Origin of the sequence: Bacillus sp. FJAT-26390 (assembly GCF_001682865.1) — a bacterium.
Classification (GTDB): Bacteria; Bacillota; Bacilli; order Paenibacillales; family Paenibacillaceae; genus Pristimantibacillus.
In genome coordinates this window covers 563,335-576,467 of record NZ_MAQX01000011.1, presented here as the reverse complement: position 1 = coordinate 576,467, position 13,133 = coordinate 563,335, and the positions used below count along the sequence as shown (strand labels likewise).

The 13,133-nt window shown below is 47.0% G+C and carries 15 protein-coding genes; 9 read left to right on the top strand and 6 right to left on the bottom strand.

Going from position 1 to position 13,133, the window contains the following annotated elements; translation table 11 throughout:
- Positions 1-184 precede the first annotated feature (184 nt).
- From A7975_RS14260 to A7975_RS14240, 5 genes are all read left to right on the top strand, one after another.
- Entirely contained in the window at positions 185-1,567 is a 1,383-nt protein-coding gene (locus A7975_RS14260; protein ID WP_065385531.1) for a glycosyltransferase family 2 protein, read from the top strand.
- 64 nt (positions 1,568-1,631) lie between these two features.
- Positions 1,632-1,922, top strand: a complete 291-nt coding sequence (locus A7975_RS14255; RefSeq protein ID WP_053377298.1) for a hypothetical protein — start codon at positions 1,632-1,634, stop codon at positions 1,920-1,922.
- 27 nt (positions 1,923-1,949) lie between these two features.
- Entirely contained in the window at positions 1,950-2,291 is a 342-nt protein-coding gene (locus tag A7975_RS14250; protein WP_065385530.1) for an alpha-helical endospore appendage domain-containing protein, read from the top strand.
- Positions 2,288-2,596, top strand: coding sequence for a hypothetical protein (locus A7975_RS14245; RefSeq protein ID WP_053377296.1), 309 nt, complete (start codon positions 2,288-2,290; stop codon positions 2,594-2,596). Before A7975_RS14250 ends, A7975_RS14245 begins: the two co-directional genes overlap by 4 nt.
- Positions 2,590-2,841, top strand: coding sequence for a hypothetical protein (locus tag A7975_RS14240; RefSeq protein WP_065385529.1), 252 nt, complete (start codon positions 2,590-2,592; stop codon positions 2,839-2,841). The genes A7975_RS14245 and A7975_RS14240 overlap by 7 nt, the downstream gene beginning before the upstream one ends.
- 79 nt (positions 2,842-2,920) lie before the next feature.
- On the opposite strand, the gene A7975_RS14235 is transcribed toward A7975_RS14240, so the two are convergent.
- Positions 2,921-3,928 carry a ketoacyl-ACP synthase III gene (locus A7975_RS14235; protein ID WP_065385528.1) on the bottom strand — a complete coding sequence of 336 codons (1,008 nt, stop codon included), beginning with the start codon at positions 3,926-3,928 and terminating at the stop codon, positions 2,921-2,923.
- Positions 3,929-4,087: 159 nt separating this feature from the next.
- On the opposite strand from A7975_RS14235, the gene A7975_RS14230 reads away from it, so the two are divergent.
- A complete protein-coding gene (locus A7975_RS14230; RefSeq protein WP_053377293.1) occupies positions 4,088-4,813 on the top strand; it encodes a YhcN/YlaJ family sporulation lipoprotein in 726 nt (241 codons plus the stop codon).
- A 222-nt stretch (positions 4,814-5,035) separates the two neighbouring features.
- Positions 5,036-6,166, top strand: coding sequence for a hypothetical protein (locus A7975_RS14225; protein WP_065385527.1), 1,131 nt, complete (start codon positions 5,036-5,038; stop codon positions 6,164-6,166).
- Positions 6,167-6,227: 61 nt separating this feature from the next.
- Here A7975_RS14225 and A7975_RS14220 read toward each other — a convergent pair whose 3' ends face one another.
- The 5 genes from A7975_RS14220 to A7975_RS14200 all read right to left on the bottom strand — a co-directional run bounded on the left by A7975_RS14220 (position 6,228) and on the right by A7975_RS14200 (position 10,549).
- A complete protein-coding gene (locus A7975_RS14220; protein ID WP_065385526.1) occupies positions 6,228-6,998 on the bottom strand; it encodes a glycosyltransferase in 771 nt (256 codons plus the stop codon).
- Positions 6,999-7,064: 66 nt separating this feature from the next.
- Complete coding sequence (locus tag A7975_RS14215; RefSeq protein ID WP_082198193.1) at positions 7,065-7,754, bottom strand: glycosyltransferase family 2 protein; 690 nt, start codon at positions 7,752-7,754, stop codon at positions 7,065-7,067.
- A complete protein-coding gene (locus A7975_RS14210; RefSeq protein ID WP_065385525.1) occupies positions 7,755-8,771 on the bottom strand; it encodes a glycosyltransferase family 4 protein in 1,017 nt (338 codons plus the stop codon).
- A gap of 68 nt (positions 8,772-8,839) precedes the next feature.
- On the bottom strand, positions 8,840-9,529 hold the full coding sequence (locus tag A7975_RS14205; protein WP_053377288.1) for a glycosyltransferase family 2 protein: 690 nt from the start codon (positions 9,527-9,529) through the stop codon (positions 8,840-8,842).
- A complete protein-coding gene (locus A7975_RS14200; RefSeq protein ID WP_053377287.1) occupies positions 9,530-10,549 on the bottom strand; it encodes a glycosyltransferase family 4 protein in 1,020 nt (339 codons plus the stop codon).
- A 208-nt stretch (positions 10,550-10,757) separates the two neighbouring features.
- On the opposite strand from A7975_RS14200, the gene A7975_RS14195 reads away from it, so the two are divergent.
- The gene (locus A7975_RS14195; RefSeq protein WP_065385524.1) at positions 10,758-11,744 is read left to right on the top strand and encodes a sugar phosphate nucleotidyltransferase; all 987 of its coding nucleotides are present in this window, start codon (positions 10,758-10,760) and stop codon (positions 11,742-11,744) included.
- The gene (locus A7975_RS14190; protein ID WP_082198192.1) at positions 11,741-13,036 is read left to right on the top strand and encodes a UDP-glucose dehydrogenase family protein; all 1,296 of its coding nucleotides are present in this window, start codon (positions 11,741-11,743) and stop codon (positions 13,034-13,036) included. The genes A7975_RS14195 and A7975_RS14190 overlap by 4 nt, the downstream gene beginning before the upstream one ends.
- Positions 13,037-13,133: the final 97 nt, after the last annotated feature.

Genomic DNA, 13,133 nt, shown 5'->3' with positions numbered 1-13,133 from the left:
AACAGAACAGCTGTCCGGCAAGGTCTGAAAAGGCCTGTAGGACAGCTGTTTTATTTTCCGAAAAAATGGAATCTATTAAATTGTTTTCTGTATAAGCTGTATACTCGCCGTTACAGAAATAGCATTCCTACATACGATATGATGTTGAACCGAACGATCATATGATGGATTGGAGAGATTATCGATGAGACGCAAAAAAAGGCCGGTCCGACGTCTCAAAAGCAGTGCTGGCTTGCGCAATAATGCGGAAAAAAGGTTGGAGAGGTATAGGCTTGGCCTCAGCAAAGGTTATGAGCAAGGTTTAAAGGCCGGCCTAGATAACTATGAGGCTTATTTCGAAGGCACTAGCATTATCATTCCGAGCGATAACGAGGTAGAGTCGGTGAAAGCATGTATTGAAGGCATCATGGACCATACCGATCTCGCCTATGAGATCATCGTTATTGATAATAGCTCCACGGATGGGATCGAGCATTATTTAAATCAATTGGATGGCCAAGTGCGATATCGGATTCTGCCTGAATCAATCGGTTTCACTGGCGCAGCGAATATAGGTTTCATGATGGCTAAGGGAACGAGCATATTGCTCCTGAACAATCGTATTCAGCCTACCGAAAACTGGCTCGAAAATTTACTTTTATGTTTGAACAGCGATGATAGCATCGGATTGGTAGGGCCTGTATCAAATGGACTAAGCGGAAAGCAGCGGATGGAGATTCACTTTGATGATTTGGAAGATAAGCATGAATATGCAAGAGTCAACAACAAAAGCGATTCCTCCAAATGGCATCAAACAGATCGCCTGTCGGGCTGCTGTTTGCTGTTTCGGCGCGAGCTGCTGGAGAGGGTTGGATATTTGGATGAGGGCTGTCAGGAAACGCCTTATTATGCAGATGATTATGGCCTGCGGGTGAAATTACAAGGATCTTCACTCGTTTATGCGAGAGATGCTCTTGTTTATTTTGCAGAGCAGGCGGAAGAGAGGGTTGAGCGGCAAATGAGCCAAGCTGGGCACCCGGATTCAAGCCTCTATTTTTCCAATAAGTGGAGGGGAATCGACAGCGTAATATTTGATATGGAAGCGTCTGCATATGGCCGGGATGAGTGGTTTAAGGGGATGTCGGCGGAGAGCGGAGCGAAGCTGGGAGAGTCGGCTTTTTACCCGCAGCATTTGGCTGTGAAAGGTCTCGGCGAGACGATCTATTGGATTGAGGATTGCGTAAGAAGGCCGATTAACGGGCAATGGGGAGAATCTGTCATTTGCTTGTCACAGCTCGATCTTTGGCGCTGGGCAATGGGCGAGCCGGTTCCTGCGGAGGCACTGACTGCTTTCAAAGGTTTTTTGGGCGAGGATGAGGCGCTGCGTGACGGCATGTTGTGCGAGGACAGCAACGGAAGCAGCTATTATCTTGAAAACGGCAGAAAACGTGCGATTATTAGCAGGCTTGCTGCCGAGTGTTGGGGATTGGACGCTCATCGACAAATGAAGCTTACTGATGAGGAGTTAAGCGTCATACCGGATGGCCTGCCAATCATTGCGCCTGTAAAGCTGCTCCAAGCTTTGTAGTATATAATCGAGTACCTCGCCTGCTGGGGACGCATATGCTATAGAAGCAAGGAGGGAGAGTTCCATGCAAAAAAAGATTACAGAAATGATGCGGCATATGTCTTTATCCAATGAGCATCTAGCAAAGGTACTTGAGGAAGAGCGTCATGTGACCGTTCGGCTTTCGGAAATTGTACAATCGATTCCTGATGAGCACCCCAGCTTCGGCGGCGATTCAGGTCTGCTGGAAAATACGCAGGCGATGGGGCAAAATATCATCGCTTATTTAAATAGTATCGCGGATTTACAGGAAACGATTGCTGCGCAGCTTACGTTCGTTATTCGTGAGTTGAAGGAAGCGGACGGGGAAGAATGATGAGGGTATAAGGAGGCATTGCTTGGTATGAGTCGCGAACACGCGTATATGCGAATGCTTGGCTCAACAGCTAACATGCAAAAAAATATAGCGATCATGTTAGAAGCCAAAGCTGCTGAAGCCGAGAAGAGGAGTTACTGGATCTGCAATCATTTGCACGGCCAAAGCTTTAATTCGCAGCAGTCCCAGCTGGACCAGTCGTTGCAAATGCATGATCAGGTCATTGAGATGATCGATGGCATTACGAAGCTGAACCAAGGCATCGTTTCCATTATGAAAGCTGTGCTGCGCCAGGATGAAGAAGAAACGGAAGGGTTAGGGGAAACGCTGCTTGGCAAAGGCATTTCCTTTGGTGATAAAAACGAATGAGCGGAATAACGACGGAACGTGAGGCAAGAGCAGACTTTTTAGCTTCGCTTGCCAGAAGCCAGCATGCGCTTGCCCGTATTTTGGAGAGTGTCGCGGATGTTGCTGATCAATCTCCGGATACGGCAAAGCTTCTGCGCGACAATGTGCGTTCGCTTACCGACCTGCAGGAAACGATTGCAGAGGCGGCAACGGGCCTTGCTTGGCGCAGAAGGGTGAAACGGAGAGGAAAACCCGTGAAGCCCTGGCTTCAGCCTCAGCTAACAATCTATGGCGATCAACGGTCAGGGGGACAATTCCATTGCTGAACAATAAGAGGAAAGCCTCGCTGGGCTTGAAGAGCAGCGCAAAGGGGACGCGTAAGCGAACGCTCCGTAGAAATTCGATTGTCAAAAAGTCGCTGCAGCGCCGAAAACCGCTGCTTCGAAAGCGGTTTACACAAAAGGAGAACGAGCAGGCGGAACTTGGGCAAACGTTCAATAACGGGTATAATGCCGGTTTCGCTAAAGGATTTGAAGACGGACACCTAGCCGCTTACAAATTGCGGCCATAACGAACAGAATAGCCCTATACCAAGTCGTTTCTCTGTGATGCAGAAACGGCTCGGTATAGGGCTTGTTTAATGCTGCTTCTTATAAAGTCCATTTGAGAATGACGCCAGCTTGCGTAAGGCCGCCACCAAAGCCGTACAGGAGCATGAGCTGGCCTGGCTTCACCGTACCTGATTTGACGGCTTCGTCGATTGCAAGCGGTATGGAGGCTGCTGACGTGTTGCCAAACGCTTTAATGCTGGATAACGTTTGGCTAAGCGAGAAGCCGGTTCGCTCGCAAAGCGATTCAATGATGCGCATGTTTGCGCTATGGGGGATAAACCAATCGATGTCGGCTGCGGAATAACCGCTGCGATCCAATAGCTGCTGTACGCCTTCCGCGACGTGGCTGACCGCCCAGCGGTAGACTTCGCGGCCATTTTGCACAATAAACCCGCTTGTCTGAATGTCATGCTCACCGATTGCAGATGCTAAGCTGCTGCGATAAAGGAGATGGCCGCGGGAGCCGTCGGTCTTGCTGTATACGGCGGCGATATCGCCATGTCCGTCTTCGGATGCTTCGATGAGAAAAGCGCCGGCACCGTCGCCGAACAATATGCAAGTCGAGCGATCCGTATAATCGGTAATTTTGGACAGCGTTTCTGCTCCTATAACCAAAATCTTGCGATGAGCCCCAGACAGAAGCAGGCCGTTCGCCAGCTGTATGGCAGCAGCGAAGCCCGCGCATGCAGCTTGGATGTCTGCCGCTCCGGCGCTCACGATGCCAAAATGAGACTGTACCTGCGAGGCTACGCTCGGGAATACGGCGTCCGGCGTAGAGGTAGCGACGATAATGTAATCAACATCAGCGACGGTAACGTTGTAGCGTTCAATCATGTTATGGATAGCAGCAAAGCATAGATCGCTCGTGAATTGGCCATCTGATGCGATATGCCGCTCCTTGATGCCGGTCCGCTGCACGATCCATTCATCGTTAGTCTCCACTAGCTTCTCCAAATCAGCGTTGGTTAATATTCGTTCAGGAACGTACGAGCCGATTGCGGTAATGACAGCATTCGAGTGAATGGCAGCATATTTTGTTTCATTCATACGGAGCACTTCCTCTCATAATTAGTACCAAGTACTAGTAGTTGATACTAATTTACTTTATCCAATCGTCTTTGTCAATGAGATGAATAGCCGATTCGGAAAAGGCAAACGATAAAGGAAGGTCCGGGGCCTAATTAAAATAAGTTGGAGGATGGCTAAATGCGCAAACAAATCGCTGCTTTGTCTGCAGGTGTGTTGCTAAGCACATTGCTGGCAGGCTGCATGGAAAATCACGGTGAGCTTGGGAATAAGGACATCCGCTCGAACAGCATAAGATATGATGCAAATGGCAATTTATTAAAGGATAAACGATTTGCCAACGATCAGATGAACGAAATGAACCGCGTGAACGGACGCAGGCTTAATAGCAATAACGTCATTGGCTCGCATAAAAATTATCGCATGGAAATGAGCGAGACGATCGCTAAGGCGATTACGGATATGGGTGCCGTAAAATCCTCCTACGTGATGTTGACGGATCATAACGCCTATGTCGCTGTCTCGTTGGATGAGGCGGAGCCGAAGGCTGAATCCAAAATGATGAGCAGAACGAACAGCGGTTACATGGGCAAAGAGGGAACAAGGATGAGCAGACGAATGAGCAGCTTGTCAACGGGACAACATTTGCTCACAAACCAAATGAAAGATGAAATTGCCAAAGAGGTACGACGCTTAAAGCCTGGCGTGGAGCATGTGTATGTTTCCGCGAATCCGGATTTTGTCGGCCGAATGAACGCGTACATGAATGACGTGAAGCTGGGACATCCTATCCAAGGGTTTATAGCGGAGTTTAATGCAATGGCCGAGCGGGTATTTCCAGCCCAGCCAAGCGATAAAAATATGGAAACCAGAAGCATCAAGGACAGACGGATGATTTATGATTAGTTATTTTATAATAAAATGAAATCATTAAGCTTGAGGACAAACTGTCCTTGAGCTTTTTTTAGTTGGGAACGATATCGTTATCCATATATTTTTATATATAAATTTAGACAGCCAATCAGGTTACTTATGAATCTAGACAATCATAGTATAGGGAAGGAGAGGAGTTGGTTGAACTACCGTGAATGCAAATCGGCGGCTTGTGTATAAACGGAGGGGAGCAGCATGATCATTGGAACGGTATCAAGTGCCAGCCGGCTGCCCAGCGCGATGATTTTGGCTAAATCGGTCAAGAAGCATATGCGCGAATGTAAAGTAGTAGTTGGCATTATCGAGGATTCAATGCCGAGCGAGGCGCTTATTTACCCTTATTTCGATGAGGTTGTACTAATAAAAGATTTGGGCACGTATCCCGATATGCAAAAATTCTTTTTTCAATATACGGCTGAGGAAGCGACGCGGGCTTGCAGGGCGCCAATGATGAAGCACATATATAACAAATATACGGATGAGCATTTGATGCTCTACATGGATGCGGAAACGAAGGTTGTATCGCCGCTAGAGGAGCTTGCCGCCGCTGCGGCCAATCATCCCATCATCCTGATCGGCAACGTCGTCCATCCGGAGACGCTGGATATGGATTGGCTTTCCGGCATCCGCCATAGAGGCATTTACCATCCCGGTTTTTTGGCTTTGAAACGGCATCCCGACGCTGAACGCTTTTTGTCGTGGTGGAGCAAGCTGAGCGAGAACAATAGCTACTACGACCATGGCAGCAAACGTTTTGCCGATCATGCATGGCTTGATTTAACGCATACGCTCTTCGATGACGTCTATGCGCTTCGCCACAATGGATACCTGGTCACAGCCGAAAATATAATGGAAAGATGGAATATACATCAGGTTTCTCCCGATGCGTATACCATTGACGGACAGCCGCTGCGCTCCATTCATGTAACGGATGATTTTTTGCACGCAACCTCTTGGATCGATTCGGAAAGAGGGGAGCTGTTCGGCAGTCTATTTCAGGATTATAGCGAAGAACGGAAGGGAATGGCTCAGCTCGCAGTAAGTATCGCACCTTGGAGCTACAGCCGCTTCGCTGGCGGAGAACCGATTGAAGATCAAACGAAAGAGATGTTCCGCCGCCATTATTACGTAAATCCTGAAATAGACAACCCGTTTTTGCTATCGAATGCTTTTTTTACGGGAGAGCAAAGAAGCGTCGAAGCTCCTTCGCTACCAGCTTTGCTTCCAAAGAGCAAGCCGGTCATGCAAGCAAGAAGACGAAGGCTAAGGCTAAGGCGTAAGAAAGAGTATTCTGTTCGTAAAAAACGCAGAGCCTCGAGCGTATGATAGGCATTTAAAAAAACGAGCCCTAGAGTCGCTTCTAAGGCTCGTTTTCGTATGTTTTTGTTCAAGATTGCGAAGCGGGCAAGCTTTTGTGGCTGCCGGGAATAGGAAGCCTGTTGAGCGATTTATTAATATACGGCTTGAAGTCGGTTGTATCGATAATGCTGGCGTTTTTGTCCGTCAGCAGCTGCTTATCGGTTATTTTCCATGTATGAGAAAGGTTGTTTGGCCGCCTGTACGCTACGAAGTTATAGGGAGAGGTAGTGTATATGCGGAAACCTTTGTTTAAGCAAGCGCGAACAAAACGAACGTCCGTGCCTTGGCGCACATGCCTTGAAAAATGGACCTTTTGAAAAACCCTTTTATGGAACATGATCGTTGCCCCGGCTATTTTTCTGCATGGCTTATAGGGGGGGACGGAGGTTTTGCGAAGCAAAAGCTTGGATCGATGCGGGAAAAAGAAATAACAGGAGCGTTTGCCAATGACATCCGCTTTCGAATTCCCGAACAGCTGCATAGCCTCTGCGAGATAATAAGGCGAGTAATAGTCGTCGTCGTCAAACTTGGCGATGTAGTTGTATTTGGCTGTAGATGCGGCGTAATTGAGGCATGCTCCCAAGTTTTTTGCCTGGTCAACCCGATAGATGCGGACATTTTGGTATTGCAGCGCCTTCTGCTTATACGGTTCTAATGAAATATTGTTTTTGTTCACAATAATAATGAGCTCTTTCTTATTCCAAGTCTGACGGGCATAATTCCGGAAAATATGATGGAGATGCTCCGGCCGAATGGTCGAGGTTATGATAGATACGCCTTCATTCACCATGTTCAACATCTATCGAGCCACCTTCCCTGTCACTTTAAAAAGCAGCGAATCGGTCGAAATGCTTATGCAGACGCTTTAAGACACATACTTGGTATAGTCATTCGTATATCTGACCAGCCTGCAATAATCCATATACTTTTTGGTGCTGTTCTTTTGCGTATGCGACTCAACATTTTTCCGGCGGACGCAGACATAATTTTTTTTGGAGACGGAATAAATTTTATATCCTTTTTTGCGGCAGCGAAAAGTCCACTCCGAATCGGTGCCCACCAATCGGTTTTCCGGAAATTTCACATTTCTCCAAACCGATTTTCTAAAGAGCAGCGTTCCTCCTTTTATGGAGCGTCGATACGACTGCTCGCTTCCGGCCCGGAACACCATAAGCGCTTTTGTTTCTTCAAAATAAAGATAGGAGGTTGTTTTGCCGACGATGCTGGCTTTGCCTGCTCTGAGCGCCCTTATGGACTCGATCAAATAGTTTGGCGCGTAATAATCATCATCGTCGAACTTCGTGATGATCCCGTCCTTCGCCCTCGCAATAGCATAATTCAAACATTTGCCCAGCAAATATTTTTGTGGAAGCTTGTAGACCCTGACTTCGTTTTTGGGGTACTGGCTGGCGCGCTCCTTCCACAGCTTAATATCCATGTCATCTTTATTCAAAATAATAATCATTTGTTTGTCCTTCACCGTTTGCCGATTATAGTTGGCGAATACATTATCCATATAGGCGGATCTCATCGTGCATGCGATAATGGTTACCACTTATCTCAGCCCCTTGCGGTGAGTTTTGGTTTTGCGCTTCGTCCATTTGGTGTTTCTCACGATTTTATATCGTTTTTCTTTAATGATTTTTTTGTACAGCTTCAAAAACTTGTCGGTCATGGAACGGTCGGAAAAATGTTTTTGCACATAGGCTCTGCATGCCCGGGCTGTTGGAAACTTGGACGGCTTCTGAACTTTCTTGATCATATCCTTCGTGCTGCTGCAAAGCAGCTGCGGCATGCCGTTCAGCACTTCCGGCACGGCGCCGCCCTTCCTAAAGCCAAGCACGGGCGTTCCGCTGGCGAGCGCTTCAATGAGAACGAGGCCAAACGGCTCATCCCAAGTAGACGTAAAGAGGACGCAGCTTGCGCGGGACAGCAGATCCATTTTTTTGCGGCCGCCAACGGATCCGATATAGCGAATCTTGTTATTCAAATAAGGCTTGATCTTGGAATTAAAATACTTTTTATCATTTATAGGGCCTGCCAGTATAAGCTCTTTGCCGGTTTTTCTGGCGACCTCGACTGCGAGGTGAACGCCCTTCTGCTTAATGATCCGGCCAAGAAACAGCAGATATCCCTTTTTCTTTTTGCGGAAGCGATAATCTTCGACCCGAATGCCGTTATGCACGTAAAAGCCTTTATTTTTACCGTATTTCCGCAAAATCGTTTTGCTCACATATACGGGAATTTGGACGCCGGCCACTCCCTTTGAATGGGAGCTTCGAATAGTGGGTATGGGCGGGTTCGAACTGGCTACGATGCCGTAATGGTCATGAATAAAATCGACATCGCTGGGCAGGTTTTTCATAATAAAAGCAAGCTGCTCGTTCCGGTCGTTGGACGGATATTCGAAGGTTTGGGTAGAGCGGGCAGTGGAGCCTTTCTTCGCGAATAAAATGACTTTATGGCCGCGCCGAACGAGCTCTTCCGTTAAATAATGGACCTCACGCTGCGTGCCGCCGTAATCTTTAGGAGGAACTGGTATGGTATTAGTTGATATTTGTGCTATCTTCAAAATCGCACAGCTCCCTTAATTTAGAATATTTAAGCCTTGCTTATTAGGCGTCGGATGCATTGTGTAGTTTACGAGATGTACTTTGCAAAATGGCGGGTACGACGGACAAGCTTGCAGTGGGACATATATCTTTTTGTGCTCTTTTTTTGCGTATGCGAGCCTATATTTTTTCTTCTAATGCAGACGTAGTGTTTTTTGGAAACGGAATAGATTTTAAAGCCTCTTCTTCTGCATCTTCCAGTCCATCCGGAATCAGTGCCTACCAGCTTATGCTCCGGGAATTTCACTCTTCGCCATACCGATTTTTTAAAGAGAAGCGTTCCGCCTTTAATGGATCTTTGATATTTCCGCTCTCCGCCTCTGCGAAATACCATGAGCGCCTTTTTCTCTTCAAAATAGAGATAGGACGTATGCTTGCCGATAATGTTTGCTTTCCCCTTCTTCAGCGCCCTTACCGATTCCCTTAAATATTTTGGAGCGTAATAGTCATCGTCATCGAACTTGGCGATAATGCCTTCCTTTGCCAAGGAAATGGCGTAGTTCAAACATTTGCCCAGCTTATATTTTTGCGGCAGCTTATAGACCCGCACTTCGTTGTTGGGGTACTGCTTTGCTCTTTCTTTCCAAGCTTTAAGGTCCATATTATTTTTGTTCAACACAATAATCATCTGTTTGTCTTTCCACAATTGCCGGTCGTAGTTGGCGAACACGTTATCCATAAAAGAGTTTCTCATGGTGCATGCGATAATGGTGACCATTTAATACAACTCCTCGATTTCGTTTTTTGCCTTTGCCTTGCGCTTATTCCACAGGGAATGTTTGATCAGCTTATATTTTTTGCGCTTAATAATTTTTTGGTACAGCTTGAGAAAGTTGTCGGTCATGACGATGTCGGAGAAGCGTGCTCTGACGTAACGCCTGCATTTGTGGGCAGAGGGCAATTTTTTTGAATTTCTTATTTTTGAAGCCATTTCGTTGGTATTGCTGCAAAGCAGCTGAGGCAGACCCTTTAACACTTCCGGCACGGCGCCTTTCTTGAAACCAAGCACAGGCGTCCCGCTTGCCAGCGCTTCTATGAGAACAAGGCCAAACGGTTCATCCCAGGTGGAAGTAAAGAGTACGCAGCTTGCGCCGGATAGCAGTTCCTGCTTCTTGCTGCCGCCGACAGAGCCCACATAGCGGATTTTATGGTTTAAGTGAGGCTTGATTTTTGAGTTGAAATATTTCCTATCATTTAAAGGACCTGCAATGATCAGTTTTTTGCCGGTTTTTTTGGCGACCTTGATCGCAAGGTGGACGCCCTTTTGCTCGATCATACGGCCGATAAAAAGCAGATAATCGTCTTTGTTCTTGCGAAACTGGTAATCCTCGACCCGAATGCCGTTATGCACATAAAAACCTTTATTTTTGCCGTATTTTTTTAGAATCGTTTTGCTTACATAGATCGGAATTTGCACGCCGGCGACGCCCTTTGAATGGGAATTGCGAATCGTAGGAATGGGCGGGTTGGCTTTGGCTACGATTCCGTAATGATCATGAATGAAATCAACGTCTTCTGGAAGGTTCTTTATTATAAAATCAAGCTGTTCCTTACGGTTGTTGGATGGGTATTCAAAGGTTTGGCTTGCGTTCGAAGTAGAGCCTTTCTTGGCGAACAAGATGACTTCATGACCGCGACGAACCAATTCTTCAGTTAGATAATGAACGTCACGCTGCGTGCCGCCATAGTCTTTAGGAGGTACAGTTATTGTATTTGTTGATATTTGTGCAATTTTCAAAGCCCGCACAGCTCCTTTAGGTTAGTATCTATAAGGCATCACACCGTAGGATATGAATGGTCAACTATTCATGGCACGGCGTTTTCATTAGATGGCAGCAGTTCTTTTCCGCGCAAGAACGAGCGATTTGCGAAGCTTGGCCTACACCAATCGCAGCTCCTTTTCATAGAATGATAGAAATTGATTTTTTTAATAGGGGAGATGCGTTTTGAAAGGACTAATACTCTGTGCTGGCAAAGGGACTCGGCTTTATCCGTTCACCCTGAAACATCCTAAAACGCTCATACCTGTAGCTAACACTCCCATTTTGCAATCTTGTATTGAGAAGCTGACAGAGCAAGGGATTAGGGAGATCGGGGTGGTCATCCACCCGTCGCAGGAGTCGGATATTCGTGAATGTTTGGGGGAAGAAAAGGATGTAACGATCACTTATATTTACCAGAATGAGGCGAAGGGCATCTCGGACGCGGTGAAGCAGGCTGAGGCGTATATTGAAGATGAAGCTTTTTTGCTGTTGTTAGGCGACAATTTAATTTCCGATAGTTTAAGAGAATTGAAGATTGACGTAGAAGAAAGAGGAAGCCATGCCTCCTTGCTGCTCGCAGAGGTTGCGAATCCACAGGATTACGGCATAGCGGAGGTGCTCGAGGAGCGTATCATAAGGCTCGAGGAGAAGCCGCGCATTCCAAAATCGAAACTTGCCGTCTTAGGCGCTTATGCCTTTAAAGGATCGATATTCGCAGCGGTCAGCGACATTAAGCCCTCCGCAAGAGGCGAATATGAAATTACGGACGCCATTCAATGGGTTATCGATCAAAACCTTCCCGTAACTTATCATGTGACGCAAAAGCTTAACATGGACGTCGGGACGCTGGAGCGGTGGTTAGAGTCCAACCGCAAAAGGCTTGACGAGATTCCGAGCAAGAGCCTGAAGCATGAATCGGTCATCTTAGACAACTGTACCCTTATTGAGCCTGTTTCCATTGCTAAAGGAAGCGTGTTGAAGGATTGTACCGTTGGCCCCTATGTTTCGATCAGTGCCGACTCGCATATCGAGGATTGCCGAATCGAAAACAGCATTATTTTGAGCGGCGTACATTTGCAGCATATTGCTTATTCGTTAAAAGATACGGTCATTGGTTATCGATCCGTCATGGCAGGCCTGCATGCAAGGAAAGAAGGGGGAAACCAATGAATATATTAGTAATCGGCACGGGATATGTAGGGTCAACAACGGCGATGGTCTTTGCTGAGCTTGGCTGGAAGGTGACGGGGCTGGATACCGACAAGCATAAAATTCAGCAGCTGGAGCAAGGGGTGCTTCACTTTTACGAGCCAGGGCTCGAGGACATGCTCCGCAAGCATGTGCAATCTGGACAAATACAATTTACGACGAATAAAGATAAAGCGATCAGAGACAATGATTTAATTTTTATATGTGTCGGAACGCCCTCTCGCGCCGATGGCAGCGCCGATATGCGATATGTGAAGCAGGTTGCAGAGGATATCGGGCAAAAGATGAACGGCTATAAGCTGGTCGTAACAAAAAGCACCGTTCCTGTAGGGACACAGGAGCAGATTACCGCTTGGATTGCCGCCGCTCAAGAGCAGGCTTATCCGTTCGACGTCGCTTCAAACCCGGAATTTTTGCGCGAAGGAAAAGCGGTAGCCGATGCTTTAAATCCTGATCGCATTATTATAGGTTCCAATAGCAAACGTGCTGCTCATCTGCTTCAATCGCTTTACCAATCGGCTAAATGCCCCGTAGTCATAACGACCCCGAGAACAGCCGAGCTAATCAAATACGCTTCAAACGCCTTTTTAGCTACTAAAATATCTTTTGTTAACGAGCTTGCCAGACTCTGTGATGTGCTGGACGTCAATGTGAAGGAAGTATCGTTTGGGATGGGACTTGATCCACGAATAGGCCCAAGCTTTCTGCAGGCTGGAATCGGATACGGAGGGTCATGCTTCCCGAAGGATGTGTCAGCCTTAATTCTTACGGCAAAGCAAAATAGTACCGAGCTGTCAGTGCTAGAGAAGGTTGTACAGGTCAATCAAACGCAGCATGCATACCTGATTAATAAAGTGAGAGAGCGTTTGGGAAGTCTTGCAAACCAAAAAATAGCGGTACTAGGCCTGGCCTTTAAACCGGATACAGATGATATAAGGGAGGCTCCGGCACTTCGTGTGATAGAGAGCCTGCTGAACGAGCAAGCGCATGTGACGCTGTATGATCCAGTAGCTTCGCTGCCGGCTGACGCAGCATATAAAGCCGTCACGGAATGCTCCAAGCTGGAGGAAGCGCTGCAGGCTGCCGATGCGGTCATTTTGTGCACGGAGTGGCCGATTTTCAAAAATATAGATTGGGGCCACATGAAACTAGTAATGTCCCAGCCGAATGTATTCGACGGACGAAATATACTGGATGCGCGTGACATGCGCGCCAATGGCTATTATTATCAAGGAATTGGCCACAACGGCTAAATTTTCGATCCCCCAAATGGGGGATCGTCTTGTTTATAGCCGCCATTGTCCAATCAATTGAAACAGGCTCTTCATATATTATTATAGTTGGTTATAG

What these genes read in the sequence shown, in the direction of transcription:
- A7975_RS14260 (WP_065385531.1), top strand. Translation starts at nt 185, where the DNA reads ATGAGACGCAAAAAAAGGCCGGTCCGACGTCTCAAAAGCAGTGCTGGC.
- A7975_RS14255 (WP_053377298.1), top strand. Translation starts at nt 1,632, where the DNA reads ATGCAAAAAAAGATTACAGAAATGATGCGGCATATGTCTTTATCCAAT.
- A7975_RS14250 (WP_065385530.1), top strand. Translation starts at nt 1,950, where the DNA reads ATGAGTCGCGAACACGCGTATATGCGAATGCTTGGCTCAACAGCTAAC.
- A7975_RS14245 (WP_053377296.1), top strand. Translation starts at nt 2,288, where the DNA reads ATGAGCGGAATAACGACGGAACGTGAGGCAAGAGCAGACTTTTTAGCT.
- A7975_RS14235 (WP_065385528.1), bottom strand. Translation starts at nt 3,928, where the DNA reads ATGAATGAAACAAAATATGCTGCCATTCACTCGAATGCTGTCATTACC.
- A7975_RS14230 (WP_053377293.1), top strand. Translation starts at nt 4,088, where the DNA reads ATGCGCAAACAAATCGCTGCTTTGTCTGCAGGTGTGTTGCTAAGCACA.
- A7975_RS14225 (WP_065385527.1), top strand. Translation starts at nt 5,036, where the DNA reads ATGATCATTGGAACGGTATCAAGTGCCAGCCGGCTGCCCAGCGCGATG.
- A7975_RS14220 (WP_065385526.1), bottom strand. Translation starts at nt 6,998, where the DNA reads ATGTTGAACATGGTGAATGAAGGCGTATCTATCATAACCTCGACCATT.
- A7975_RS14205 (WP_053377288.1), bottom strand. Translation starts at nt 9,529, where the DNA reads ATGGTCACCATTATCGCATGCACCATGAGAAACTCTTTTATGGATAAC.
- A7975_RS14190 (WP_082198192.1), top strand. Translation starts at nt 11,741, where the DNA reads ATGAATATATTAGTAATCGGCACGGGATATGTAGGGTCAACAACGGCG.